This window comes from Pseudarthrobacter sp. S6 (assembly GCF_050156575.1).
Taxonomy (GTDB): Bacteria; Actinomycetota; Actinomycetes; order Actinomycetales; family Micrococcaceae; genus Arthrobacter.
The window spans coordinates 1,485,712-1,511,413 of the sequence record NZ_CP189581.1 but is presented as its reverse complement, the minus strand read 5'-3'; the positions used below and the strand labels follow the sequence as shown (position 1 = coordinate 1,511,413).

The 25,702-nt window shown below is 63.4% G+C and carries 27 protein-coding genes, 1 tRNA gene and 1 pseudogene; 13 read left to right on the top strand and 16 right to left on the bottom strand.

Features of this window, described 5'->3' with window-relative positions; translation table 11 throughout:
- Positions 1 to 2: 2 nt before the first annotated feature.
- The 6 genes and pseudogenes from ACQCS0_RS07350 to ACQCS0_RS07325 all read left to right on the top strand — a co-directional run.
- Entirely contained in the window at positions 3 to 1,022 is a 1,020-nt protein-coding gene (locus tag ACQCS0_RS07350) for a Gfo/Idh/MocA family protein (protein WP_426940134.1), read from the top strand.
- Positions 1,019 to 2,107, top strand: a complete 1,089-nt coding sequence (locus tag ACQCS0_RS07345; RefSeq protein WP_426940133.1) for a Gfo/Idh/MocA family protein — start codon at positions 1,019 to 1,021, stop codon at positions 2,105 to 2,107. Before ACQCS0_RS07350 ends, ACQCS0_RS07345 begins: the two co-directional genes overlap by 4 nt.
- 66 nt (positions 2,108 to 2,173) lie before the next feature.
- On the top strand, positions 2,174 to 3,283 hold the full coding sequence (locus ACQCS0_RS07340) for a Gfo/Idh/MocA family protein (protein WP_426940132.1): 1,110 nt from the start codon (positions 2,174 to 2,176) through the stop codon (positions 3,281 to 3,283).
- A gap of 526 nt (positions 3,284 to 3,809) precedes the next feature.
- Complete coding sequence (locus ACQCS0_RS07335) at positions 3,810 to 4,313, top strand: hypothetical protein (protein ID WP_426940131.1); 504 nt, start codon at positions 3,810 to 3,812, stop codon at positions 4,311 to 4,313.
- The gene (gene mobF, locus ACQCS0_RS07330; RefSeq protein ID WP_426940130.1) at positions 4,310 to 5,002 is read left to right on the top strand and encodes a MobF family relaxase; all 693 of its coding nucleotides are present in this window, start codon (positions 4,310 to 4,312) and stop codon (positions 5,000 to 5,002) included. The genes ACQCS0_RS07335 and mobF overlap by 4 nt, the downstream gene beginning before the upstream one ends.
- Positions 4,993 to 5,055, top strand: a pseudogene (locus ACQCS0_RS07325) (hypothetical protein); the annotation flags it as partial. The gene mobF and the pseudogene ACQCS0_RS07325, both read left to right, overlap by 10 nt.
- A 42-nt stretch (positions 5,056 to 5,097) precedes the next feature.
- On the opposite strand, the gene ACQCS0_RS07320 reads toward ACQCS0_RS07325, so the two are convergent.
- The 6 genes from ACQCS0_RS07320 to ACQCS0_RS07295 form a co-directional block, all read right to left on the bottom strand.
- Positions 5,098 to 5,472 carry a hypothetical protein gene (locus tag ACQCS0_RS07320; RefSeq protein WP_426940129.1) on the bottom strand — a complete coding sequence of 125 codons (375 nt, stop codon included), beginning with the start codon at positions 5,470 to 5,472 and terminating at the stop codon, positions 5,098 to 5,100.
- Positions 5,473 to 5,633: 161 nt separating this feature from the next.
- Positions 5,634 to 7,109, bottom strand: a complete 1,476-nt coding sequence (locus ACQCS0_RS07315; RefSeq protein ID WP_426940128.1) for a type IV secretory system conjugative DNA transfer family protein — start codon at positions 7,107 to 7,109, stop codon at positions 5,634 to 5,636.
- Positions 7,110 to 7,161: 52 nt separating this feature from the next.
- Positions 7,162 to 8,376: an ATP-binding protein gene (locus tag ACQCS0_RS07310; RefSeq protein WP_426940127.1), complete on the bottom strand. Its 1,215-nt coding sequence runs from the start codon at positions 8,374 to 8,376 to the stop codon at positions 7,162 to 7,164.
- 239 nt (positions 8,377 to 8,615) lie between these two features.
- A complete protein-coding gene (locus ACQCS0_RS07305) occupies positions 8,616 to 10,097 on the bottom strand; it encodes an SCO6880 family protein (RefSeq protein ID WP_426940126.1) in 1,482 nt (493 codons plus the stop codon).
- A complete protein-coding gene (locus ACQCS0_RS07300; protein ID WP_426940125.1) occupies positions 10,090 to 11,439 on the bottom strand; it encodes a hypothetical protein in 1,350 nt (449 codons plus the stop codon). The genes ACQCS0_RS07305 and ACQCS0_RS07300 overlap by 8 nt, the downstream gene beginning before the upstream one ends.
- 60 nt (positions 11,440 to 11,499) lie before the next feature.
- Entirely contained in the window at positions 11,500 to 11,787 is a 288-nt protein-coding gene (locus ACQCS0_RS07295) for a hypothetical protein (RefSeq protein WP_190989882.1), read from the bottom strand.
- Between the two features lie 206 nt (positions 11,788 to 11,993).
- Here ACQCS0_RS07295 and ACQCS0_RS07290 point away from each other — a divergent pair, with 206 nt between their 5' ends.
- Together ACQCS0_RS07290 and ACQCS0_RS07285 are read left to right on the top strand one after the other, a co-directional pair.
- On the top strand, positions 11,994 to 12,278 hold the full coding sequence (locus tag ACQCS0_RS07290) for a hypothetical protein (RefSeq protein WP_426940124.1): 285 nt from the start codon (positions 11,994 to 11,996) through the stop codon (positions 12,276 to 12,278).
- A 505-nt stretch (positions 12,279 to 12,783) separates the two neighbouring features.
- Positions 12,784 to 13,755 (top strand): DUF4268 domain-containing protein, encoded by a 972-nt coding sequence (locus ACQCS0_RS07285; RefSeq protein WP_426940123.1) that lies wholly within the window; start codon positions 12,784 to 12,786, stop codon positions 13,753 to 13,755.
- A gap of 210 nt (positions 13,756 to 13,965) precedes the next feature.
- On the opposite strand, the gene ACQCS0_RS07280 is transcribed toward ACQCS0_RS07285, so the two are convergent.
- The 3 genes from ACQCS0_RS07280 to ACQCS0_RS07270 all read right to left on the bottom strand — a co-directional run bounded on the left by ACQCS0_RS07280 (position 13,966) and on the right by ACQCS0_RS07270 (position 16,831).
- A complete protein-coding gene (locus tag ACQCS0_RS07280; protein ID WP_426940122.1) occupies positions 13,966 to 15,078 on the bottom strand; it encodes a C40 family peptidase in 1,113 nt (370 codons plus the stop codon).
- Complete coding sequence (locus tag ACQCS0_RS07275) at positions 15,078 to 15,791, bottom strand: hypothetical protein (protein ID WP_426940121.1); 714 nt, start codon at positions 15,789 to 15,791, stop codon at positions 15,078 to 15,080. The genes ACQCS0_RS07280 and ACQCS0_RS07275 overlap by 1 nt, the downstream gene beginning before the upstream one ends.
- A 62-nt stretch (positions 15,792 to 15,853) precedes the next feature.
- Positions 15,854 to 16,831, bottom strand: a complete 978-nt coding sequence (locus ACQCS0_RS07270; RefSeq protein ID WP_426940120.1) for a hypothetical protein — start codon at positions 16,829 to 16,831, stop codon at positions 15,854 to 15,856.
- Between the two features lie 115 nt (positions 16,832 to 16,946).
- Between ACQCS0_RS07270 and ACQCS0_RS07265 the strand changes: the two genes are divergently transcribed.
- The gene (locus ACQCS0_RS07265; protein WP_354153810.1) at positions 16,947 to 17,270 is read left to right on the top strand and encodes a helix-turn-helix transcriptional regulator; all 324 of its coding nucleotides are present in this window, start codon (positions 16,947 to 16,949) and stop codon (positions 17,268 to 17,270) included.
- Here the strand turns inward: ACQCS0_RS07265 and ACQCS0_RS07260 are convergent.
- Together ACQCS0_RS07260 and ACQCS0_RS07255 are read right to left on the bottom strand one after the other, a co-directional pair.
- The gene (locus ACQCS0_RS07260) at positions 17,224 to 17,730 is read right to left on the bottom strand and encodes a hypothetical protein (protein WP_354153811.1); all 507 of its coding nucleotides are present in this window, start codon (positions 17,728 to 17,730) and stop codon (positions 17,224 to 17,226) included. The two genes, ACQCS0_RS07265 and ACQCS0_RS07260, sit on opposite strands and share 47 nt — an antisense overlap.
- Positions 17,731 to 17,752: 22 nt before the next feature.
- A complete protein-coding gene (locus ACQCS0_RS07255; RefSeq protein ID WP_426940119.1) occupies positions 17,753 to 18,112 on the bottom strand; it encodes a hypothetical protein in 360 nt (119 codons plus the stop codon).
- A 53-nt stretch (positions 18,113 to 18,165) separates the two neighbouring features.
- Here ACQCS0_RS07255 and ACQCS0_RS07250 point away from each other — a divergent pair, with 53 nt between their 5' ends.
- The 3 genes from ACQCS0_RS07250 to ACQCS0_RS07240 all read left to right on the top strand — a co-directional run bounded on the left by ACQCS0_RS07250 (position 18,166) and on the right by ACQCS0_RS07240 (position 20,214).
- On the top strand, positions 18,166 to 18,507 hold the full coding sequence (locus ACQCS0_RS07250) for an ArsR/SmtB family transcription factor (protein WP_426940118.1): 342 nt from the start codon (positions 18,166 to 18,168) through the stop codon (positions 18,505 to 18,507).
- Positions 18,508 to 18,722: 215 nt separating this feature from the next.
- The gene (locus tag ACQCS0_RS07245; protein WP_354153813.1) at positions 18,723 to 18,938 is read left to right on the top strand and encodes a helix-turn-helix domain-containing protein; all 216 of its coding nucleotides are present in this window, start codon (positions 18,723 to 18,725) and stop codon (positions 18,936 to 18,938) included.
- A gap of 139 nt (positions 18,939 to 19,077) precedes the next feature.
- A complete protein-coding gene (locus tag ACQCS0_RS07240; RefSeq protein WP_354153814.1) occupies positions 19,078 to 20,214 on the top strand; it encodes a site-specific integrase in 1,137 nt (378 codons plus the stop codon).
- 91 nt (positions 20,215 to 20,305) lie between these two features.
- On the opposite strand, the gene ACQCS0_RS07235 is transcribed toward ACQCS0_RS07240, so the two are convergent.
- The 5 genes from ACQCS0_RS07235 to ACQCS0_RS07215 all read right to left on the bottom strand — a co-directional run bounded on the left by ACQCS0_RS07235 (position 20,306) and on the right by ACQCS0_RS07215 (position 24,273).
- Positions 20,306 to 20,379: transfer RNA gene (locus ACQCS0_RS07235), tRNA-Ile, on the bottom strand.
- A gap of 141 nt (positions 20,380 to 20,520) precedes the next feature.
- Complete coding sequence (locus ACQCS0_RS07230) at positions 20,521 to 21,717, bottom strand: glycosyltransferase (RefSeq protein WP_354153815.1); 1,197 nt, start codon at positions 21,715 to 21,717, stop codon at positions 20,521 to 20,523.
- A 130-nt stretch (positions 21,718 to 21,847) separates the two neighbouring features.
- Positions 21,848 to 22,756 (bottom strand): DMT family transporter, encoded by a 909-nt coding sequence (locus ACQCS0_RS07225; protein WP_354153816.1) that lies wholly within the window; start codon positions 22,754 to 22,756, stop codon positions 21,848 to 21,850.
- Complete coding sequence (locus ACQCS0_RS07220) at positions 22,756 to 23,379, bottom strand: CDP-alcohol phosphatidyltransferase family protein (RefSeq protein ID WP_426940117.1); 624 nt, start codon at positions 23,377 to 23,379, stop codon at positions 22,756 to 22,758. Before ACQCS0_RS07220 ends, ACQCS0_RS07225 begins: the two co-directional genes overlap by 1 nt.
- A 39-nt stretch (positions 23,380 to 23,418) precedes the next feature.
- Positions 23,419 to 24,273, bottom strand: coding sequence for a phage holin family protein (locus ACQCS0_RS07215; protein ID WP_354153818.1), 855 nt, complete (start codon positions 24,271 to 24,273; stop codon positions 23,419 to 23,421).
- A gap of 159 nt (positions 24,274 to 24,432) precedes the next feature.
- Here ACQCS0_RS07215 and ACQCS0_RS07210 point away from each other — a divergent pair, with 159 nt between their 5' ends.
- A complete protein-coding gene (locus ACQCS0_RS07210; RefSeq protein WP_354154195.1) occupies positions 24,433 to 25,686 on the top strand; it encodes a multidrug effflux MFS transporter in 1,254 nt (417 codons plus the stop codon).
- Positions 25,687 to 25,702 lie beyond the last annotated feature (16 nt).

Below are 25,702 nucleotides of genomic sequence, written 5' to 3'. Positions count from 1 at the left end.
GGATGACCAGCACGGTAGCCATCATTGGCAGCGGAAACATCGCCCGCGACCACCTCGCGGCCCTCCGAGAAATCCCCGGGGTCGAGGTGGCCTACGTCTACGGCTCCAACCTGGAACGGGCCGCCTCCCTGGCCGCCCTCTATCCTGGGGCCACAGCCACCACGGACATCGACAAAATCCTGAAAGATCCCGCCGTCACCGCAGTGGACATCACCAATGCCACCCCCGACCATGCCCGGTTCACCATCGCAGCCGGCCAAGCGGGCAAACACGTGCACGTCGAGAAACCAGCGGCCTTGAACCTGAACCATCTCGACTCGATGGTGGAGGCAACCGAAGGGCGCGGACTAAGCCTGATGGTGGGCCAGACCGTGCGGTTCCAGCCTTCCATCGCCACCATCGCCGCCTCCATCCAAGCCGGTGAGATCGGCACCCCCCGCCTCACCCACCTCAGCTGGTACACCGGATATGTGTGGCCCGGCGGGTGGCGCGGCTGGCAGCTCGACGCCGCCAAGTCCGGCGGCCACCCAGTGCACAATGGCAGCCACTGCATCGATCTGGCCGTGTGGCTGCTCCAGCGCAACCCAGTCCGGGTGTTCGCCCGATCGTTCCCCAGCTATGCCGCCCAGATGCCCGTCCACGACAGCTTCCAGCTGACCGTGAAGTTCGACGACGGGTCGCTGGCCCTGCTGGAAATCTCCTACTCCCTGCGCAAACACGCCGACGTGCTTCGCCGCATTGTCGTGGCCGGGTCGGAAGGGACGCTGGCGCACAGCACCCAGGACGATCCGGGCCTCAGTAGCGACGGCGCCCGGCCCGCGCCCAGCTCCGTGGAAGGTGCCATGACCGCCCAATTGTGCCACTGGATCGAGCTCGTCGAAGGACGCGCGGAACCGATCATCAGGACTGCCGAGGTCCGTGCTGCCCTGGCGACCGGACTGGCGGCGCAGCAATCGCTGGACACCGGGCGGGCCATCGACCTGTCTATCCCGTCCATCCATCAGAAAGGGGTCATCCGATGAGCGCCCATGCCTCTGCCCAGAATCCGCGGTCCCGCCTGCGGATCGGCTTCCTGTCAGGCATCCGGCACGCAGTGCCCTATGCGGAAATTCTGGCCCAAACCGCTGACGTCGAGCTGGTGGGCGTCGCCGAAGAGACCCTGAGCCCCGCCTGGATGCACGAGGATGCGGCCCAGACCGCCAAGAGCCTGAACGTTGCCTACTTCAACACCCTGGAACCGCTGCTGGATCCAGCCGCCGTCGACGCCGTCATTATCTGCAGTGAACCTACCCGCCACGCGGCCCTAGCCACCCAGGCCCTGAAGGCAGGACTGCATGTCCTGGTGGACAAGCCCATCGGTACCAGCTCGGAGGACATTGCTGCCCTGGCGGCAGCCGAAGCATCCGCCAAGACATCCTTGAGCGTCATCAACCGGCTCCACTCGCCAGCAGTCCAACGGCTGCGGCGGTGGATCGATGCCGGGAACATGGGGCTGCCGTTGCATGTTGACGTGGAATGGTTTGCCAGCGGCGCCCACTTTGCCACCTCGGTGGAGCGACCCGAACTGGTGGTGGACCCGGCGCTCTCAGGGGGCGGGGAAATCCTGAACTTCCTGCTCTACCCTGTGGACTACATCCGTTTCCTGACCGGGCTGGAAGTTTTGGAGGTCCACTGCGAGGCCTCGACTCTGTTCAGCGGACTGCACCGAGATAACGGCGTCGAGGACACCGCTGTCGCATCCCTGCTGCTGCAAAACGGGGTGACGGCCACCGTGACTCTGGGCCGTGTTCCCGCCGCCCCCGGGTTGGGACCCGTCTCCTCCAGCATCCGTATCCTTGGGTCCCACGGCAACGCCAGCTCCGACGACGACAAACCGCAAGTCAGCCGGTTCGACACCGCTGGAGGCGTCTCCGCACTGCCGGTGGAGGGGCCGAGTTCCATAGCAATCCTGCGGCGCATGCTCAACCAATGGGAGCAGGACCTCCGGAGCGGCAGCAGCCCCGCTTACGGCCAAGCCGACGCAGCGGCAAGCCTAGCCGTCATCGACGCGGCCTACGCCTCCGTGGCCGCAGGTCAGCCCGTCCGCGTGGCAGCAGTCGTTTCATAGATAACCTGACCCACTTATCCCCTACGAGCCGCCCCTTCACACCACAGCGTTTCGAAAGGAAATTCCATGTCTGAGGTCCGTTACGGCCTGGTCGGCGCCGGATACTTTGGTCTGGCCATTGGCCGCGCCCTACTCAAAGAACCCTCCGCCAGCATCACCCGGATTTTCGACGCGGAAAACTCGGCGAATGCAGCCCTCGTGCTCGGCGCGAAGGTGAGCGCATCCATCGAAAGACTTTGCGCCAGCGAGGACGTGGACGCAGTCGTCGTCGCCTCCCCCAACTGGGCCCATGCCGAGGCGGTGCTCGTCGCCGCACAGCACGGCAAGCACGTCTTCTGCGAGAAACCCATAGCCCTCTCCTTCGAAGATTGCTCCCGGATGATCACCGAGACCGCACAGGCCGGGGTACTCTTCATGGCCGGGCACGCCATGAATTTCATGAGAGGAGTGCGACGAGCGAAGGCCCTCATAGCCGAGGGCGCGATTGGCGAGGTGGTGTTTTGCCGCGCGGTCCGAAACAACTGGGAAGAGCCGCAGGGGGAAGTGACATGGAAGAAACGCCGTGAGCTCTCCGGCGGACACCTGTACCACCACATCCATGAACTGGACTTTGTTCAAAGCATTATGGGGCCAGCCGTCAGTGCCACCATGGCCGGCGGAAATGTCGCACACCTCGGGCCGGGCTACGGCAACGAAGACGATCTTTTGCTGATGACACTCGAGTTCGGCAACAACACCTTCGCCGCCCTCGAGTACGGGTCGGCCTTCCGCTGGCCCGAACACTACGTGCTCATCGAAGGCACCATGGGCGCTATCCGCATCGACCTTCAAGACACTGGCGTCGAGGTGCGTACCCCGGAGCGCACGGAGTCCAGCCTTCTCCATCGTTCCCAGGCCGAAGATGATGACAGGACGGCGTTTTACAACCGCGGCGCTGCGGACGGCGGGGTCCTCTTTGGCAATCCGAGCATCGAGCCACCGCTTTGGCTGCGCGGCATGATCGAGGAAGAACTCTCCTATTTCCATTCACTACTACGCGGCGAGCCAGCGGTGGCCGAATTCGCAGCACTAACGGATGGCAGCGCCGCCGCCGCATCAATCGCCACTGCCGATGCCTTAAGCCTGTCGCTGCGCGAGGGACGCAAAGTGCTTGTCTCAGAAATCACCGGCCGATGACGCGAACTGCCAGTATCCCGTCGCCTGCCTCGTTCGCCTAGTGACATTGGTCCGATTGTGTTTTTCTTGGGGTGTGTCCTTTGGTGCCGTAAGTCTGGAAGCCGTTTGCAGGGAGGGTAATGGCGTCCTATTGCTGATGGCATCCTTGTGGTTGAGGGGAGGGTGGGGTAAGTTCCGCGCGGGCCGCCCTTGAGGAACTTTACCGTGCTGGTACTGCCTCATGCGCAGCGGCTTCATCACTGATTCTCACGTCATCCGAGCGTGGTTATGACCCGGTCCCACTCTTGGCACAAGCAAGACCGCCGGCGACGCAGATTGCTTTGCTGCCACAATGCCGTCGACCGTCGACCCCATTGCGATCCAGGCAATGGACGACACCTGCCTGAATCGCAATCGGATGTCCGCCTTCCGCTTCGACTGTTCAGAGCGAAAAGAAGTTTCACACCTCTGGCATCTAAGGCCTTCGCCGTGAGCGCCTGCTCACGGCCAGTCATGTCGCCCGTTGCATCCTCGTTGATGAACGGTGGTGAGCGGGAAAACTTGCGAGGAATGTCGAGGACGTTACATACCGTCGCGCACGTCGCAACGGTTCTGCTCCACCCGCTGCGCCAACAGACAGCGTGACCGGCGACGGCGGCGCCACACACCGCAGGGACGCCAACCCCTCCGCTGCCAGGTCCCACCCCATGGCGCGGCCCCTGATTCCTCGAATGCCCCGGCAGCCCCAGGCCCCGCTGGCAAACAGGAACTGGACAACGTTCTCGGCCAGCTCCGTTCCCAGGCAACCGACATCGACCGCCTCGAAGCCGAGAACGCTGACCAAAGGGCAACCATCAGGAGCCTGGGCGCCGACGTCGTACGCCTCCACACAGTCCAGCAAACCGGCGCTCAGGACCTCCTCCACATCGCCGGCAAGCTACTGGCCCTCACCCGTGCAGTCGGTGTCGAACTCGACAACAGCACCAAACAGCTCTTTCGCCGTCGCGGCTGGTCGTCTGCCAGCCGCAACCCCCAAGCCGCGCAGCCATGACAATGTCCATCGCCAGGCTCTCGGCCCAGTCCGGCCTGAAGTACCTGTTCAAAACCACCATGATGGACGATCTGACCGTCACCCCCGGCGACGCCACCACGTACTACATGAAGGCCGGAACCCCTCAGGGCTATTGGCTCGGCCACGGCCTGCCAGGCATCAACCGGACCACCGAAGACAAAGTCACTGAAACCGACGCCAAAGCCATCTTCGACCACGCCACCCACCCAGACACCGGCTCTCCCCTGGGCCGTCCGCACGGCCAACCCACAGTCGTCCAAAACAGCCAGGGCCGAATCGAAACGCGTCACGCCGTCGTCGGCTTCGATCTGACATTCAGCGTCCCCAAGTCCGTGTCAGTCCTCTGGGCCTTGAGCCCCCGGAGCATTCAGGACCAAATCCTGCAGACCCACCACCAAGCAGTCAACGCCACCCTCGAATGGCTCGAAGCAAGCGTCATCCATACACGGGCCGGCCGCAACGGCGTCGCCCACCTCGGCACCCGTGGCGCCATCGCCGCGGCCTTCGACCATTGGGAGTCCCGCGCCGGAGATCCGCAGCTCCACACCCATATGGTCATCGTCAACCGAGTCCAGCGCATCACCGACGGTGCCTGGGGCAGCTGGACGCTGTCGACGCCGGTGGAGTCCTTGGCTGGCTGGACCGGCAGGGCAAGACCGTGCGGCTGAGCGCCATCTGGCGGTTCGAACATGCGTGGGAACAGGCGGCATCCCTCAAGCTCCGGGAAGGCGACGTCGGAGCAATCGCCGACTATGAAGCTCACCTACGGATCGACCACGGCAGCTACTTGGACATGGTGGACCATGCCTACTCGAACTGGCAGGCAGACATCAGTGCCGGCAGCTCGTCCATCCTCATCGCGGCGGACAACGACACCGTCAGCATGCTCAACGAGCGTGCCCAGGCCGACCGCGCAATCCAAGGTGCCGTGGACGCGGAGCACACAGTGCCGCTCGGCGACGGATTGCGGGCCGGGACCGGGGATACGGTCATCGCACGCCGGAATGACCGCCACATCACGGATAGCGTCGGCGACTTCATCCGGAACGGCACAATGATGGACGTCGTCCGTACCGGCTGGCGCAACGGCTCGCTGACCGTTGTTCGACGGGATACCGGCGCGACAGTCACGCTGCATCGCGACTATGTTGAGTCCTCGGTTGAGCTGGGCTATGCGACGACGGCGCACCGTTCGCAGGGCATCACCGTGGACACCGGACACACCGTAGTGACGCAGGGCCGGCTCACGCGCGAACTGCTGTATGTGAGCATGACCCGAGGAAGGACGGGAAACCGCGCCTATGTCAGCGAGAACGATCCCCTGGACGACGAGCCCCTGGATCCCACCTTCCAGGCGTCGTGGCGGCAGATCCTTGGCGAATCCCAGATGGTTGCGGCCTCATCGATGGACCAACCCGTCCGGGCCTGGGACAGGGACTGCAGGACCACAAGGGTCGAAATGCCGATGCCACCACCGTCAGAGAGGGTGATGGGCAGGCCTGGCCACGGGGCCAGGTTGGCAATCTCGTCCAGGATCAGGGACAACGGTGGATCCAGCCGCCCTCCGGGCGCGGTGAAGGCCATCTCGCGAGCGGCATTGTCGATGTCGTCGATCAGGGCGGAAAGATACGGCCCTGCTGCGGCGGCTCCGGCACGGGTGCCGATCAGATACAACGTACCGCAGTCACGGATGAATACTTTTGGGTCGAACTCCACGGACTCATCCTGGGGGTCCAGCGCGGCAAGCACCCTCGGGGATGACAGCGGTGCGACAGCAGCCGAGACCCCAATCCAGGAGTTGGACGTGTTCCTAGGGTCATCTTCCAGGATTCCCATCAGATCCGCCTGCCACCCCAGCGCAGCCTCGGGCCTGCTGAGTACTTCCAGAGCCTCGCGCGCCAAGACAGGACTCGATGACCAGCGCCGGAAGGCGCGCACGCCTTCCCCAGACAGCGCCGCCGCATGAAGGAGGCATTGCAGGATGATCAGGGAGCGCTTTTGCCAGGCGGCGTTCTCGCCCTTCATCGCCGTGTCGGCGGTGATGACGAGGGCACGGCGGGTGGCGATGTCAGGGTCCTGGCAGCCTCGTACCGGGGACCAGCGAAGGGTCGAGGGGAGCCCTGACATGCCCTGCGGGTCGAACACGGTGACCGGTCTACCGCCACTGGCGCGTGCCGTCATTGTGACTACAAGGTTGTCAGCACGGGTGGAGGTAGTGACCACGGCGCCCGGCGCATCGAGGATGGCATTGATGACTATATAGAGGCCCTTACCCGAGCGTGGGGCGCCCTGAATGACCATCGACTCCTCCGTGGAGACATGGATCGTGACTCCGCGGGAACGGCCCAAGGTCCACGCCACGTCCTGGATCCGGGGCTCGGCCAGGCCTGGCCGCGTGAATTTGCCTCGCCTTCGGACGGCTCTGGCTCCGAAATCTTGGAGGATTTCGGCGCGCTGGGCGATCCCCTCACGTTTCAGGATGTCCTGGCGCAGCCACGCACCTGATTGCTTCCACCGTTTCCAAAGCAGGTAACAGCCGACGGCGAGCGCCGCCACCAGAATCAGCACCGGGCCGACCACCCACCCGACACTGGCAACGCCGACGTCGCACCCCTCTGGTTGACGGACGATCCAGTCGATCCTGCCGATGAGGAGTCCGACGGCGGCGCCAGGGTTGAAGGGCGACGGCGGACTGTCGCCGCAGCGCCAAGAGGTCAGGGTTTGGGCGGCTGCCTGGACGAGGACGCACAGACAGACATAGCTGGCTGTCGCCATCAGGCCGGCTGTGACCAGCGGACTGTCAGTGCTTCGCCGATTCATCCTGGCCTCAGACCATCCGGTCATCGGTGCCGAAGACTGCCAGCTCGTCAGTAGTGACCCTGTTGGCCACGATGAAGGAGCGGTTCCCGACCTTCCAGAGTCCCACGCCCTTGGGAAGGTTTTCTACGTGCTCACATTCGGCCTCAGTCAGCCCGAGTGCTTCTTTGGTCAGGCGCATGGCGTCGTGCTTTTGCCGGTAGATGATTCTAGTGTCCGCTTCGGTAAGCAGGCCGAGGGCCTTTTGGCGGTGGCCGCTGGTGCTGTCGCCGATTTCATTGAGGTCGGCGACTTTGTGCATGATCAACAAATTGGCGATGCCGTAGGTACGGGCAAGTCGCCACTGCTCGCTCATCTTGGCGAGCATGTACGGGTCTGCCAACATTCGCCAGCCTTCGTCGTACACCACCAGCCGTTTGCCGCCGTCGGGATTGGTGACTGCTGCCTCGAGCCAGGTGGCGCCACACGCCGCCGCAAGCGATAGCGCCTGCTCCGAGGCGCCGATCAGCGCGGAGGTGTCCATCACCATCATGGGTGCTTCGGCATCGAAAGAAACAGTGGACGGAGCATCAAACATCCCTTCCAAGTCGCCAGAGACTGTGCGGCGCAGGGAGTGGCTGACTGCTTGTCCCCCGTCCTTGCCCACTAATCCGATCGTTTCTTTTGACGGGTTCAGCAAGTGGTCCAGGACCATAGGCAATGTGGGATTCGAGTTCTCGGCAACGGTCTCCATCAGAGCCATGTCCAGTGCCGTGTGTTCGACAGGGCTTAGCGGCATCCCTTGCCGCATCAGGGAGACCAGTGCCACCAACAGATAGCGGCGGCGTTGCCGAACCACGGCCTGCCATTGTGCCTCGCTCAGTGCGCTGGAGCGCGGTCCCGCGTCGAGTGGGTTGACGCGAGCGGAACGACCCGGGCCAACTGAAATGACCTTGCCACCCACTGCATGGGCGACGGCGACCCATTCCCCCTTGGGGTCGGACGCGACGGCGGCCTTCCGCCCCAGTGTGATCGACCGAGCCACCAGGGACTTTCCGCACATGGACTTACCAGTCCCAACGGTGCCGATAACCACTATTGAAGGACCGCTGATGACGCCCTTGTCATAGAGAATCCACGGATCATAGGCAAACGCGCCAGAGCCGAACACGTCAGTGCCAATGTATGTTCCTTCATGGCCCAGGCCTGACTCGGTAATGAAAGGGTAGGCAGCGGCAAAGGTCATGGTGGACGCGCGGTGTGGTGCCGGGCGCAAACGGTGTGGGCCACGCAGGGAGTTGGGTTCGCGGCTCCCCCAGTCGCCGAGTTCGTTCCTGTCGAGTGCAGAATCTGCCCTCCCTCTCAAGGCGTGGAGCGCGACCTCCCACGGTTGGCTGTCTCCGGCGGCTGAGCGTCGGCGTCGTTCCTTCCGCTCCTGTCTGGTTCCACCGGTCGGCACGAACTGAACCGATTGACGTGCTCGTGTCATCGAAGCCCCCTCCCGAACGGAAGCGCGCCAGCGACGAATGCGGCCCACTGCTGCCCGGCTAGCAGCCGCAGTTCGACGAAGGCTCCTGCCGCAGCCGATTCCAGTTCCTGCCTATGCCGGGCCAAATCTTCAAGGGTGGACGCCGTGATGGTCACGTAGGCAGCCGGACGGACGTCGCCGTGACCAGCGACGATCTCTTCCTCCCGCTGGGCAACTTCTTCCTCCTCGGCCCGTTGCTCCCGGGTGAGTGGCCTGTCGAAGCGTGTGTTGATGCGTCGCCTGGTTTCGTGGGCTTCCTGGGCGGATCGGATGTCCCGCAGTGCCTCAGTTGTGGGTACGGCCCGGATCACCTCAGTCACCGTATGGCGGAATTCCCCGACATAGATCAGCGGATGGAGGAAGCCCGGAAAGACCTTCTGCCGGGGCCATTCGGCGATCCAGAAGGTTTGATGAAAGCCCGTGTCCGTGCGCAGATAGGTCCAGTGCTCGTCGACTGCCATGGGTCCCGCCGGGAGGCTCTGAACCTTGGGGTCGCCGTCGTTCTGGTGGTCAGGCGCCGAAACGGCGTCCGGAACAGCGGCGGGATCGAAGGCACCACGGACAACGTCGAGGATGCCCGCCTCGGGAAGCCACTCCTCCACCCTGACATTGTGAGTGCCTAGCGCGGTGGTCATGGCCTCGACTTCCAGCCGCAGGACACGTTCGACGCCGACCAGTCCCCCGCCGCTCTCTCTGATACGGCGTCGGGCCTTGGCGGTGTCCACAACAAGGGTGAGCAAGAGGTCATGGCTCATCGCCGAGCCGGCTGCGGAGATCAGGTCCTCGTAGGCTCGCTGTCCCCAGGTGAGTTCCCCATCGCGGTCCGCGTTCGTGACTGTCCGGCCATAGAAGTCGCGCAGAGCTGACGAGGGATACGGGACCGTGTAATCCTGCACTGCGATTCTCGCAACGCTGCTGCGCTGAGCCAAACCTGCCTGCACTCGAGACCATGACTGCACAGCCCACGCCTTGTCGTCAGAGTCCAACAGGGCGAATGATCTTGTGCTACACCGCAACACGGCGATGGCTTCCCTGCCGCGGGCGTCCACGATGAACGCCTCGCTGCTGGACGTCCGGCGCACCTCCAGGTTCCCCAATCCGCCGGGCAGCGCCAGCCGCCCGGCCAGGGCAGCCCGTTCAGGCCTCACGAGAAAGCGGGTCTGTTTCGTGGCTAGCCTGACGAAGAACAGGACAGCGTGGCTGGCCCAGACCGGGTAGGGAATCCGTGAGTACTGCAGTAACCCGAGGAGTAGCAGCGTCAGCCACATTGGTCCCGAGGCGAAAAGGCCGGCAGGGCCGCTGACCGCCGATGCCGTGCTGGCCACCAGGACACCGCCAGCGAGGAAGAGCAATTGGTACCACATCAGACCCATGAACAAGCCGCGTCGCTCATATCTGGGAAATTTGACGGCTTCGAGGGCCCGGGAGTTCTCAGACACGGGAATCTCCATCCTTGGGTGGCTGGACGATTGGTTGCCGCGGCTCCAGCGGCCGCACTGGCGGCGCCGCTGCAGGAACGGCTTTGGGATCCGTTGCGGACTGGGGCGACGGCGGCCGTGCGGGCTCGAGGTTCGCGCCGGTCATCGGTCCGCTTGGCGACGTGCGCGCATTCGGTCGTGTTGTCTCGTGCTCTTTCCGCGCATGCGGCGACATGGGGCCGGAAGGCGACGGCCCGGCGTCGAGCATCACAGCGGTGCCTCCACCGCCGGAAGTCTGCGACGGCGTCGGGCCTGTCCCGATCCCGGGCAGCGGTACACGGGGCGGCAGCGTCCTAGTGGGAGATACCGGCCTGCTGGACTGGATGGGGCGGTTCATGGCTGAGCGGCTGGCCAACGCAGCGAGCGTGAAGCGGCCGCCCGTCTGCCGACTGATCTGCCGGGCAGCGAAGCCAGAACTCCGGGAAAGCACGTGGCCGCCACCTGCAGTCTGCGCGGCTGCCGCCAGCTCGCCACCGGCAAAGCTCACAAGGCGCAGCGCCATCATGGGCGCGGCGCACGCCAGAGCCATCCCGACCGTCCCAGCCGCCAAACCGGCGAACGACTTCGACTCGGCAAATAGTTTGATGGCCACCGCGAGCACTGTCGCGGCCAGCGGCTTGGCCAAGAGCAGTGCGACCACGATCTCTGTCCACCGGCGCGTCATTGATTTCGTCTTCTCCCACGGCATCAGCATCAGCGCGACCGGGGCGACGGCGGCCAGCACGATGAGCGCGAACGACCGGAAGATCATCGAGCACATCAAAATGAACGCCAGAGCCCAGACCACGATGACGGCCATGGCGGTGACGACGACGGCCCCAGCCGCGCCGCCAGTGGACCCGGGTGCCAGTGCCACGACGTTCCACTCCCGCCCAGAGCCGGCAGGAGCTTTCTCGAAACCGAAGAGCCGCATAAACAGCACGTAGGGGTCTGTTCCCAGTGAGCCGAGTAGCGCCGTCGACGCCGCATCGCTGACTTTGGTGAGCTGGCGGACCAGGTAGACGGCGCCCGCGACCATGGGGATAGCGGCGGCGCCGCCCGCGAGCGCCCGCACCAGACGGCGGGGTTGCTGACTGATGAGGGCGGAGAGCAGTTGGAGGATCATCACGACGATGAGCGGCGTGAGCATGACTACGACCCACCAATTCGTCAGTCCTTCGATGGCGGTCCACTGAGAATCATCTACATCCGAGACGCTGAAAGCGCCCGTGATAAACGACCAGATCCAGGCGGCGACGTTTTGCAGAATGTTCGCGAAGAACGACGTGATGGAACTTTGAACACCGTCGTTGGCTTGAGACACGAGACCGCACCCGGGCGGCCACCATCCATTCAGATCACACTGAACCATGACTGACGGGACCTAGAATCCAAGGTTGAACGCCGTCTGGGACCAGAGGATGTAGCCGTTGATGCCGCCCAGGATCGCGGCCACGGGGCCGGTCCAGAGCAGGATCATGCCGCCGCCGGACGCCAGCCGCGAGGATTGGCTCAGCTTCCCCGCCAGGAGCATCGCTGCGCCGACGATTGCGACAATGGCGATCACTATGAACGCGCCGACCAAGATGCCGCCGCCGATCTGTTTCAGCGATTCAAGAAAGGGAAAGCTGGCGTTCGGGGTGATTCCGGGGTCTACAGCTGCCATCAACATTGGGCACTCCATTTGTTGTCATCGAAGGGCGTAAGGGTTTGGGTTCACGACTTCATGGAGGCGGCGGGACGGGGCGACATGACCGTGTGTGGCCCGATAAGGACACTTGCGCAACGTGTCCACGGGTTCGCTGCCTCAACCAGCTGGAGCACACCGCTGCGCTGCCACCCAGATTTCTGTTCGAATATATGTTCTATACTTGTCCGGTGATCAAGCGTGGTAGTCCAGACGACTCCGAGCGCATGTTTGCCCGGATTCAAGCCGAAGAGAGCCGGCCGATTGACGACCCTGATCCAATCAAAGACTTCCCCAAGTACGGCCGGCCTCTGGTGTACGTCAGCGGGATCTACGGTAAGGCTGTGGGATGGACGCACACCTACGGACTGATTGAATGGCTCGATTCTTCCGGCAAGTACCACATGGGGTGGGCGCACTCGTCGAGCATCAAGCGAGTGACACCGGAGGAGTGGAAAGGCGAGAGCGGACTGTAAGAGTCCTTAGGGACGGGCTCCAGCACACTGAGAGGTTGCGTGCTCTGCGTCCAATCAACCGCTGGACGCCATGGATGTAGCTCCAAATGTTCGCCCACAGATCTGATCATCTTCCCTCGGCGTAACGAGGAACGAGTCGTCAGTGCAGGGTTGTCCGCCCGGCCATTGCAGCGCCGCGTTTCTCGGCCATAACTGCGGCATCCGCATCTCGGTCGTCACATCCACTTCCGAGCTGGCGACGTGAACCGTAGCCTCTGAATGACAAGCTGACCGAGCACGATTGTGAGAACATACCCTTGCGGCAATCCGGTTCCGGGCTCCACTGCACACTAATCTTTCGCGTCAGCGCCGGGTCTGCTTCCGGCCATCTGGTACTCGGGTGGCAGCGGAACGTCATGTGCCGGGCAGGCACTGGCACCGGCATATGATTCTCGATGCATCATTCAACTTTTCCAATGGGGGAATCCATGAAGAAATCCATCGCATCTAGGGAAGAGGTTGCGTGATGGTGAACTCATTGGCGCAGCTTGGTCGCATTGTTCAGGTCCAGCCCCGTGAGGTGTGGCCGCACGAGGCACATCACTTCACGCCATGGCTGCTTCAGAATGTTGACGTTCTGAGTGATCTGCTGGGGATGGAGCTCATCCTGGAAGCGGCCGAACATCCAGTCGGCGACTTCAGTCTCGATCTGAAGGGGTATGACGAAGCAACCGGCGACGTTGTCATCGTCGAGAACCAGTTGGAATTCTCAGACCATACCCACTTGGGCCAGATCCTTACCTATGCCGCCGGAACCGACCCAACAACGATCATTTGGCTCACAACCGGATTCCGGCCGGAGCATCGAGCGGCAATCGACTGGCTGAATGAGCGGACTGATGAGAACACTCGATTCTTCGGCGTGGTCATCAAAGTGGTGCGGATCGGTGGTTCGGAGCCAGCACCGAGCTTTGAGTTGGTAGCCCAGCCGAATGACTGGGAGAAACAGGTGCGACGCGCGACATCGGCGTCGTCTGAGGCAGGCGGCAAAGCAGCCATCTACGCAGAGTTCTGGGCGCTCGCACTCGAGCGAATCCGGACCCAACACCCGACATGGACCCGCGGTCGCCGGAGCACGCAAAGCTGGGCCAACACATCCACCGGAGCACGTGGCGTGGTGCTCTCGATGGCGTTTACGCGCGCAGGTATGATCACCCAGTTCTACTTCGAAGACCCAGATGCGACTATCAACTCCCAGCGCTTCGAAGCAGCGCTGGCGCAACGGGACATTTTTGAAGCCGCCCTCGGGCGCGCCGTGGAATGGGACCGGATGGACGGCCGGAAAGCGGCCAAGATCGTCGATGGGCCGGCGGATTACGACGTCACAGACACCGCGCGCTGGCCCGAAATGGTCGATTGGCTAATTCAGAGCCAAACCCGCATGCGTCAGGCTCTTGATGCCATCGGCGGTCCGAAGATCTTCGGAGGAACTCTGTAAATGGCTCAGCATGACGAAGTCGCATTCGAGAACGAATTCCATGCACACGTCGAGACCAACGGCTGGCTGTACTTGATGAACGACTCAGGCCACAGCAGCTGTATCCAGCCACCGCGCTAATGCCTTCTCACATGCATGGTTAGGGAGATGCCCTCGGAGAACCGGACAGCAGGCGGTGGTGGGCGTCGCGGACGGCCGCAACTTCTACCGCTACATTACAAGATCAAAGTACGCCGTGTCCGAATTCCAAGCTATGGGATGCAGCAGCGTCCCCACCGAAGGATTGAGCGCACTCCACATCATGCCGTTCCCGGCAAAGATGCCAACGTGTCCCCAATTGTTCGGCCCTTGGGCGTTCTGGACGACCAGGTCTCCTGGCTGGGGATTGTCAGTTCTCACACCGACGCGCCATTGCTCCACTCGAGGGAGGTTGATGCCGGCCTGCCGATAAATCCACTGCACGTAGCCGGAGCAGTCCCAGGCTTTGAACGCCGTCCCGCCCCATATATACGTGCCGCCGACGCCTTCCAACGTAAACCGCAAGATGTCTTTGCGGATCTCAGTCAGATTGGCGGGTTCTGCGATCATCGGCTTGAGGTTCGGCGCTCCGTTGCAGAGAACCGGTGCCGTACCGTCATCGAGAGCGTCAACAATGGCCGTCGCTTCAGCCTCCCAGCGCGCATATAGTTCCGGGAAAGCGGACACTTGGACCGCCTGGGCAGCTTGGCCTTTGGTCATGGACTGCCAGCCACGGATATCCAGCAGCCCCCGTGGACTCCCGCGGTTTGGGCCAGTGGGCCCGCCGTAGAAGGCCCGCACGTTGTACGCGGAATCCATCAGTTGAGCAACGCTCCCCCAGCCTGCCGCTGGCCGCTGCTGGGCACTTCCCAGAGAATCGTGGTCTCTGCCGACACCGTCATTCGGGTAACTAAGCGAATCGGGCACGTTCGCGTTGGCCAGGACCCTCAAGCTGGATTCCTGCAAGGCCACCATGATCGCAATGACCTGGCCATCCCGAGGTATTCCCAACTGCTTTCCGATTGAAACGTAGTCCTCCGCCACAGCCGCTTGTCGGGCGGTCAGATTCAGGCTTGGCTGGCTACCATCGCGGACAATCGCAGCGGGTGCCCTGGCGACAGGCGAAGTACCCAAGGACGCTGGTGAGCAGACAGACGCCGCCTTTGCTGAATTGGCCCCGAGCACCGCGACCGCGGCGCAGAACGCAAGGGCACCCGCCAGAAACAGCGCTGAGACCGCTGCCACCACTGCCCGCCAAATAGCCCGACGCGTAGCAAGCCCCGCCAGCAGCACAGCAGCAGGCATCAGTACACGATCCTGTTAGGCGAAGCGTAGAAGGCGACCATGGCGCAGCGATCCGGCGGTGCCGTGGAGGCGGGCGGGCAGTTCACCATCACACTGACAGGGGCCGTGTACGAGTTCCGGGTCGCCGTCGACTGTTCCAGAACCTGAAGGGAGACGGTGCACACATGCAGCCCCACCCACGGAGCCGGCTGTTCGCGCACCTTGGCCAGCTCGCCGTCGCACGTCAACGACTCGACGCTGGCCGAGCGGTATGCCTGCTGGCTGGCCAAGGACGCATATGATCCGGCGTTGACGCCTGTCGCTTCGAACTCTTGCACCAGCACCGCCAGCGGATTGGAGCCGTCCGGCAGCACGTGCCACCAGGCGCGGACCCGCGAGTAAACCTCCGAGTACGACGACGAACGGGTGTCCCACGAATAGATCGCCGTTGCTGCCGCAGAAGCGACGTGCCGGAAGTCGGTGGTGCGCGGGGCACCATCCGGAACGGCCCCCGAAATGGCCGGAGCCGCCGTCGGGGTTTCCCCTTGCGGCTTCGGGTGCGGCGTAACCGGTCCATCTTCAGCCGGCCCCTTTGACGGCGGCACAACCGACTCTGCGGCGGGCCCGGACTGTGGCCGCGCGAGACCCATCAAAACTGCTGCCACGCCCAGGATGACTATCGCCATAAACCACCACCCCCGGCGTCGGCCCAGGCTCGGCAGTGCATTTCTCAAAGAGAACACCTTTCCACCCTTCACGTCCCGTTCATGTCCTGAACCGCCGGTTAGGACATGACTCAGCGAGCGGAACGCATTCCAGCCCGGAGAATCCTCCACGAGGTTTGATACAACCGCCGGGCGAAGCCGATCTGGACGGCCACATAGCGCTCCGTGACGCCAAGCTCGGCGGCCAGTGCCACCACGGCCCTGGTTCGTTCCGGGCCCCGGACGTCTGGACGAACAATCGTTGCCGCCGTGCGGCGGAGCACCGGCGTAGGCAAGCACTCTGCTGCTTGCTCGCAGACGTCCCGGATGTTCCGGATGCAGGCTTGGTCAACCTCCAGCGCGCTTTGAACAGTCCTCGCCGTCTGGCGGACCACTGTCGCCGCGTGCCACCGCCGGCGGTCCTGCGGCGAGGGCGGACCGTACCGCCGCGGCCCGGTGAGACTGTCGACGGCAAGTTCCCACACTCCGCCAGGAACGCTCTCCCGGGTCAGTTCGATAATGGTTCGCGCCCACTGCTGGTCGACAAACTTCTCAGCGCTTCGATCAGCCCCACGGTCCATACCGAGCAGCGTCACTGCGTCAAGCGACCGACAGCCGTCGGCCTCTGGCTCCAGGAGCAGCGGTAGCGTCTGGTGGGTCATCTCCCGGCGAATGTGTGCCGCGCACACATTCGCGCACACGCCCTGGACCCATGCGCCGAACGGCACTCCGGGTAGTTGCCGGTAATGACCTCGCGTCACCCCATCCCAGACGGCCACCCGGATGTCCTGCATGACATCGTCCACATCGCACGCGCGGCCGATGCGCGAGAGATGCGAGACAACGTAGCGCTGCACCCCGTCCACGGCCACCATAATCTGGTCCACCGGGACTGCCAGCGTTGCCGGCTCTGGGGCACCGCTCAAGGAGACATCGATAGTTCCCTGCTGGGCTTGTTCTTGTTGGGCTTGATTCGCCCGGGCTTCGACTCGCATGGTCTTCACCGCTTCAACTAGCGATTCCAATATGTCCGCTGTCAGCACCGCTGACCGCTCAAGAGTGGCGGCCACACAGGGCGCCAACCACAACTACATGAAGGCTATGCAAACTATTGTCAAAGATAGTTAAAGTATCGTCAAGACTCCGGGTCTTACTTTTTCTGTGCGATTCGGTAAGAATGGTTGCATGCCCAGGATTACGCAGCCTCACGACGCCGCATGGTCGGCCGACGTCGAAGCCGCCGTCGCGACCTTCGGTAACAGGTCGCGCAACGAGATCCTGCGGTACCTTTCAGCGCACGGTCCGGCAACGCGCGGGGACATCGTGGACGCAGTGAGTGCCGGCGAGCCGAGCGTCGCCAAACACCTGCTTGCCCTCGAGGAGTCCGGCGCCATCGTGGTGGACGTGGAACCGGGCAGACGGCATGGCCGCTCTCCGCGGTATTCAGCCAACCCCGGACGGATCAAGGAGCTGCTGGCGGCTCATCTTCAGTACCTTCTGGAGGACTAGCCGCAGCCTGTTCCGCTTTTGGATGGCGACCGATGTCCTTATTGAGATATTCAGAGATGGCCCGCAGGGTTTCGGGCGACACGTCGCCCAAGGTTCGGGCGGCGAAGGACTTCACCCGGGCCGCACGGAGGGACTTCACGAACTCAAGCTGCGAATCGATGCGTTCTGGCAACTCGGCGTCATCACCAGCCAGGTAGTTGGGATCAACGTTGAAGATGTTGCATAGCCCTGCCAGCAGCACAGGATCACTGACCAGACGCCCAGTCCCCTCTTTCATGTAGAACCAGCGCGCTCGGGACAACTTGATGCCCCTGGCCTCGAGCTCCGCCTGAACTTCGCGGAACGTTACGGGCTTCCCACGTTCGGCAACAACGACGTCCAGTAACAGGTTCAGACGACGGGCAAGCTGGGCCTGGGGAGACAACACGTCGCTGGGCGCCCTCTCGCCGTTTGTCCGCATTGCCCACCTTTGATCAGCAGATTTATGGGTCGGCCGCCCCGTCAGGCGCGGTGACCCCCTCTGCCTCAGTATTCCCCGAGTCATCCGGCTCGGCAATCAGCTGCTCAATTCGAAGGTCAAGATACGTCAAGAGGAGAAGCTTCGCCGATGGTCGCGCGGTCAGTCGCCGGACGGCAGCAGCAGTGACGTCGTGCCACGCCTCTGGGATGATCGGCGGCAGCACCTCATTTAGGTCCAGATGGTAGCAAACCTCTGTCAGCACCTCGCCCAGCGCCCGCAGAAATTCAACACGCTCGTCCCGGGAGCCGTAGTCCCAGTATCGTTCGGCCCGGAGTGACAGTGCCGCCTCGGTATAAGCCCTGACTTGTGGGTGGTCTTGCATGGCAGCCTCCTCGATTCCTTCAGGGATCATTTCCACTGCCAGCCTCTTCCAACATGACGCCTACCGGAGTAGCCTGCTGCTGTAGACCCGTCTACAGCAGCAGGTCCTTCACTATTCCTCAGGTTGTGGTCTCAATGCCGAGCATCTTGATGAACCGAACGCGAAGCCGCATCATCCGCTTCCTGCTCAGGAACGGCCCCTCAACCTGCAGCGAAATCGGATCCGCACTCGGACTATCCTCACCGGCCGTCCGTAGGCACGTAGTAATGCTGCATCGCGCTGGTCTTGTGGAACGCATGTCAGTTGCCGGATTTACCGCCCGTCCGGATCAAGTGCGGGAACATATCGAAGCCCTGGCCGTCGGCCTTACCGGCGAGGTAAAGCAAATTCGGTAGGACCGGGACGAAAGTCGGCCGCAGGTTTCGCGACTTTGAACGAAGCCGGAGGGTCTGTTTCCGTGCAAAGCGAGCCTGGGCCACGGGCGCACCCGCGTGTATTAGCGCAAGCTATTGCCCCAAAGTCATGCCGCCAGATCTACTGGCGCCTATGAACTAGGAACAACGCCGGCAGCACGTACCGGCAGTAATGCCGACATGAAGGGGAATCTCTCATGACTACCACGCCAGAACGCAGCGGCGGGCCGGATGCGGCCGAACAGCAATGGCTCACGCCAAAAGAGATCTGCGCTCAACTCCAGATCCCCGAACAGACGTTCTATCAATGGCGGGTGAAGCACGTCGGCCCCAAAGCTCACCGGATCGGTAAGCATCTGCGCATCAGCCGCCGGGACTTTGACGCTTGGTTATCGGCAAGACTGGAACCGTAGATGGCATCCCGCCGGCACGTTCAGGTCAGATTGGTGGTCTCGCACGCCCCTCCGGACAACAGCCTCCCTGAAAACAACGCCAGCTATGCCTAGGCCCCCACTTCAAATCGGCACTTGGGGGAGAATAAGCCGGGACGAGGTGAGCCCCGGAGTTTGGCGGGCCATGGCCCGGTTTCGTGACTTCGACGGCGTCACCCGGAAAGTCGAGGCCCGGGCTACAGCTACATCAAAGAATGACCGTGGCGCGAAAGCGGAGCGGCTGCTGATCTCTGCCCTGACGGACCGGGCAATGCCAGCCGGGGAGGACATCACCGGTGACATGCGCATCACGAAGCTCGCCCCTATCTGGTGGGCGGAGTTTGAGGACACAGGCCGGGCGCTGAACACCCGGCGCCGGTACCGGGACATCATGGACAACTACGTCTGCCCGGGCGTCGGCGGCCTCCGGATCCGGGAAACCACAGTCTCCACCCTGGACCGGTTCCTGAAGACCATGAGGACCAAGCACGGAAACGCCACCGCGAAGCTCTGCAAGACCGTCCTGTCGGGCATGCTCGGCCTGGCAGCCAGGCACGGCGCCCTTGACGGCAACCCGCTGCGTGAAGTCGCCACAATTCCAACCAGCCACAAGGAGGTCCGGGCCCTGACCGTGGCGGAGGTCGGCGCCCTGCGTGCCGGGCTCCGCCAGTGGGAGGCCAGCAAGAAGCAGGCCGGCCGCTACCCCACCGTGGACATGCTCGACGTCGTCGACATCATGCTCGCCACCGGGGCGCGCATCGGCGAAGCCCTCGCGATCCGTTGGAAAGACATCGACCTGAAGGCCGCGCGCCCAACAGTCACGGTGAACGGGACCATCGTCTACATGCCACGTCAGGGCCTGACCATCCAGGAACACCCTAAGAGCGCCCATTCCCGCCAGAGGTACTTCCTACCCGCCTTCGCAGTGGAAATGCTCCTAAGGCGGCAAATTGGGCAGCTGGTGGCCAACCCGTGGGACGTCGTGTTCCCCTCTGCCGTCGGCTCGCTCCGGGACCCCAACAACTTCCGCAAGCAGTGGCGCTCAGCGCGTGACGAGCTCGGCTTCGAGTGGGTCACCCCGCACACCTTCCGAAAGACGGTAGGAACCCTGCTGGAGGCCTCCTCAGGGATGGCCGTGGCATCGGCCCAGCTGGGGCATTCCAGCGAGAACGTCACGCGGAAGCATTACGTCCAGAAGACCCACGAAGCGCCGGACAACACGACGCTATTGGAGGCGTTCGGCCAGCGCATGGAATGAATCCGGTGGGTTTCCGGTGGATGCCTACCTCAGAACTTCAAAAGAGAAGAGCCCCTGATCCGCGTTCCGCAGGTCAGGGGCTCTTTCCGGGTAGGGCTACTCGGACTTGAACCGAGGACCTTAGGATTATGAGTCCCGCGCTCTAACCAGCTGAGCTATAGCCCCCCGCCCCTGCCAGCGTGGTCTGTGGACGACTTCAGCTTCAGCAGGGCAAAAACACTCTAGCAAATAGTGGCGGCCATCAGGACCACGCAGCCAGGACTCCGGGCCCCGGCCAGGATGGAGCGAGCAGCTGCCAGATCGCAGTCAGAGCGCTTTGTCGTCGTAGGTTGCACCCCGGTAGAGGTCCTCGAAGGTCTGCAAAGTGCCCTCGATGCTGTGCGGTTCAACCATCCGCCGGCTGGCCTGGCCCATTGCCGCCCGTTCGTCGGCCGGCAGCTGGAGGATCTTCGTGATCTTGGCTGCGAGGTCGTCGCTGTCGTTGGGTGTGAACAGGTATCCGTTCTCGCCGTCACGCACCAGGTGCGGCAGTGCCATGGCATCCGCGAGCAGGACGGGAGTGGAGGCGGACATGGCTTCAAGGGTCACCAGGGACTGAAGCTCAGCGGTCCCCGGCATGCAGAACAGGTCTGCCCTGATGTAGGCCTCACGGAGGTCTTCGTCGCTGGCCAGTCCCAGGAATTTCACCCGCTCCCCCATTCCGAGCCGTTCCGCCTGCGCTTCAAGAGCCGCGCGGACTTCGCCGCCGCCCACAATATCCAGGTGGACGTTGAGCTCTTCGGGCGTCTTGGACACGGCATTGATCAGCACGTCCACGTGCTTTTCCTCGGCCAGGCGCCCCACAAATACCACTGTCGGATGGGCGTGCGGTTCGATAACTTCGCCTGGCTTCAGCTCGTAGGCTGCGGAGTCGATGCCGTTGGAGAGTGGCAGTACCTTGTGCAGGAAAGCGTGCTGGTGCATGGCCTTGGCGGCCAGGGGTGTGGGCGTGGTGACCACGTCAGCCTGGCCCATGACCTTGCCCATGTCCTTCCAGGAGATCTTGCCGATGATGTCCTTGAACCACTGCGGGAACGGCAGGAACGGGTTCAGGTTCTCAGGCATGAAGTGGTTGGTGGCCACAATTCTGATGCCCCGCTTCCCCGCTTCGTAGAGCACGTGCTCGCCGATCATGTAATGGCTCTGGATGTGCACTACATCGGGCTTGATCCGATCGAAAAGGAGGCCGATCTCCTTCTTGATTTCCCAGGGGAAACAGATGCGGAAGTATTCGTGGGTGAAGACCCCGTGCGAGCGGAGCCGGTGCACGGTCGCCTCGGAGCGGAACTCGGTGAAGCTCGCACCGTTGTCCGCCCGGCAGGCCAGCACATGCACATTGTGGCCGCGGCCCGTCATACCCTTCGCGAGCCGGTAGCTGAACTGGGCGGCCCCGTTGATGTGGGGCGGATACGTATCCGCGGCAATCAGTACGGTCAAGGGTCGCTGGTCAGAGGGCGTTGTCACGTGGAGAGCTCCTGAAGGTCACGGTGCGGGCAGCTGTCGCTGGCTGCACCGGTGGGCCGCCGGCAAGGTAGCACGGGGCCTCTTAGTGAAAATCGGATGGTCATGAAGATGGGCTGGTCGGGAAAACAGGCTAGTGGGACGCCCTTCCCGCCGCCTTCCGCGCATCTTTCCTGCGCTTAGTGACCTCGGGATGGTGCCTGGAAAGGGCGATCACCCCCACGATAGCAAGCGAAGCAGCCGTAGCCATGGCAATCGCCATCACGGCGTGGACGTCCGGGCGCAGCTCACCCAAGATCACGATGCCGATGGCGATACCCACGATCGGGTCGATGACAGTCAGCCCGGCGATGACAAGGTCCGGCGGGCCGCCCGAGTAGGCGCTCTGCACAAACCACGAACCCAGGCCGCCGGCCGCTGCGATGGCCACTACCGAATACCACTGGACATTGAGCAGTGCCAGCCCGTTCGGATCCAGCAGGTGTTTGCCGATGATACGTGTCAGGACCGCGACGAAGCCGAACAGCATGCCGGCGCCGAGGATGTAGACAAACGCGCCCATCCGGTGCCGGAACATGACCGCCAGGGTGCCGAACACGCCGACGGCCAGTGCCAGCAGCAACACGATGGTGAGCTCGTCCTCCTGGTTCACGTGGTGGTTCTCCTGCGTCACGTTGACGGCGAGGAGGACAAAGAGCGCGGAGCCGGTCACGCAGGCCGCGATGGACACCATTGTGGCCCGGTTGATGGTGATGTCCTGGTCCCGGGCATTCACCACCGTGGTAATGACCAGAGCAATGGCGCCGATCGGCTGTACCACCGTCAGCGGCGCGGAGACCAATGCCACCGCGTTCATTCCCATCCCGACGCACAGCAGGAGAAGTCCCAGCACCCACCGCGGATTGCGGAGCAGACGGAGGAATCCGTGTGAACTCAGCGCCAGCCCGCCGGTGTCAGCCTTGACTGCACTCCCCTGCTTCTGCGCTCCGAAGGCCAGGCAGAACGCTCCAAGCACCGCCAGCAGAACGGCCACCCACACCATCAGCCGGTGCCGCCGTCCTGATGGGACTGCTGACGGCCCTTGCGCAGAATGGCCCAGAAGTAGTTATAGGCGGCAATCCAGTGGCCGGCAAGCCCGAGTCCCAGCACGATCCAGGCGGCAACGTACAGCGGCCCGGCAATCGGGGTGTCCAAACGCGACAGGACCAGCAGCGGTGTGCCCAGAAGCAGGAATCCGGTGCGGACCTTGCCCACACGGCTCACCGGCAGGTCCGGATGGCCCCCGAAGTAGGAGAGCGTCAGCAGCAGGAGCACGGCGTCCGGCACCAGGAGTGCGGCCAGATACAGCCAATGCACGACGCCGGCAATCACCAGGGTGACCGCCACCGCGATCAGGGCAAGCCGGTCCGCCAGCGGGTCCATGACCCGGCCGAGCCTGGACGCCTGGTCGAAACGGCGGGCCACATACCCGTCAATCCAGTCGGTTCCCGCCATAACCACCAGAACCACAACGGCGGTCCCATACTCCTTTTGGGCCAGGACCAGCCAGACAAAAAGCGGCACGCCCATAAAGCGCAGCACCGTCAGGGCGTTGGGGAGTGTGAAAACGCGGTCGTGGTCAATCTGGGGTCGGCCGGGTCGCGCGCCAGCGCCAATGAACCTCAATCCGCCCCCCTTCCATAGTTCCCAGTGTGATGTCTGTTGTCAGGGGTTCCGGAGCAGCCTGCGCAGGAGCACCACAAGGATCGTCGCGGAGGCCGCAAGGGCGGCAAGCGGCTTCCAGCGCACGCCAACGCCGTCCCGGGAGCCCGAGAAGGCAGCGAACTTCTGGCTGGCCGCGGCCGCGCCGTATTCAACGGCAGCCGTGCCCTCGCCAAGTTTCTCCTTGGCAGCGCCCAGTACGAACATGGCCTGCGGCTTGATGTCGAGCTCGGTATCCAGCTCGTCGCGGACCTGTGCCAGGTGCCGCCGGCGCTGTTCGAGGCGGCGGTGAAGCTCGGGCTCGGACGCGTGCGGGAACTCCTTCTTATGCGCCTCGGCCTTGGCTTCCTTCGCGGCCTTGGCCTTCGCGGCTGCTTCGTCCTTGGCAGCCTTCGCGGCCTTGGCCTCCGGGCTGGCAGGATCGAGCAGTTCGGCGTTGAAGCGCGAGCCTTCCTTGGCGATGCCGAGATCGTGTTTGATCCCGCGGATGGTTTCGGCCGGGACCAAGGGCATGGCCTGCTTGAATTTGCTGAGGCCGATCAGGGCACCGATGAGGGCGATGACCAGGAAGAGGGCGCAGACGAGCAGCGCGGCCAGCCACGCCGGCATGACGGTGGCCAGGCCCATTATGGCGGCCACGATGAGGCCCACCACAAGAAACGCCACAAAAAGAAGCGCGACGGCGAAGAACGCGGCGGCGACGCCTACCTGGATTCCCTTGCGCTTGAGCTCGATCTTGGCGAAGGCGATTTCATCGTTGAGTTGGCGAGGGGCCAGGCGAAAGAGTAGTTTCAGCGTCCTGGGCAGCGCGGTGATCCGCAATCCCTGGCCGGTGCGCCCGGTGTGACGTCCGCTCATCGGTTCCCGCCTAACTTGTTGCGTAGTCTGCTGCCTGGTCGATTCGGCATCCGTGTGCTGTGGGAGCCCGCCGCAGCACGGTCCTGCCCCCAAAACTATCATTCCGGTCCGGGGCAAACTTCCTGGTTGGCCCCACGGCGCGCCCGCAACCCCGGAAAGATGGAACTTCCGGGCCTAGGATTGATCTCCGTGACCACTCACTCGAATCCGGGCGATTCGCTGACCCGACGCCGGAAACTGCTGTACATCCTCCTCCTCGGTGCACTCACCGCGCTGGGCCCTTTCACCATCGACCTGTACCTGCCTGCGTTCCCGGCACTGGAAGCGAGCTTGGGGGTCACCGAGGCCCAGGTCCAGCTGACACTGGCCGGCACTACCGTGGGCTTTGCCCTCGGCCAGCTGGTGGTGGGCCCGTTCAGCGACAAGTTCGGCCGCCGGCTCCCGCTGATCCTGGCCACGGCCCTGCACATCGCCTCCTCCGTGGGAGCAGCCCTGTCCACCGACATCTCTACGTTGGGCTTCTTCCGCGTGCTCATGGGTGTGGGGGCTGCGGGTGGCGGTGTGGTGGCCATGGCAATGGTGCGGGACCTGTTCTCCGGCTATGCCATGGTCCGGATGTTCTCGCGCATGGCCCTGGTGAACGGACTGGCTCCGATTCTGGCCCCGGTGATCGGATCGCAGCTGCTGCTGGTGATGCCGTGGCCGGGAATCTTCGTGTTCCTGGCCGGTTACGGCACGCTGGTGATCATCGCCGCACTCGTCCTGGTCCGCGAAACATTGCCACCGGACAAGCGCGGGCTGACCGGCATGACTGCCAGCCAGCGGTACAAGGTTCTTTTCACGGACCGGATCTTCGTGGGCCTCCTGGTGGTGGGCGGCATGAACTTCGCAGGCCTCTTTACTTACCTGTCCGCTTCGCCGTTCCTGTTCCAGGACATCTACGGGTTCTCGCCGCAGGAATACGGTCTGTTGTTCGGCATCAATTCCCTGGGCATTGTGGCTGGTGTCCAGATCAGCTCCAGGCTCATCCGTATCGTCCCCCCGCAGTGGATCCTTGCCTGTTCCACAGCCTGGATGTTCCTCATGGCCCTGCTGATTGTGGTCTTTGACCAGGCCGGCCTGGGACTTTGGGGCGCAATGGTTCCGCTCTGGTTCTACATCATGGGCACTGGCTTTACGTTCCCCTGTGTCCAGGTGCTGGCTTTGAGCAGCCACGGAGCACAGGCCGGGACGGCTGCGTCGCTCCTGGGTGCCGCGACGTTCCTGATGGCCGGCCTGGTGTCACCGGTGGTGGGGTGGCTGGGCATCACCAGCTCCACCCCCATGGGCGCCGTGCAGGCCGCCTGCATACTGATGGCGATAGCTGGCCTCTGGCTGATCGTCAGGCCGCGCACCGTGCCCTCGATCCACTGAACCCGTAGATCACTGA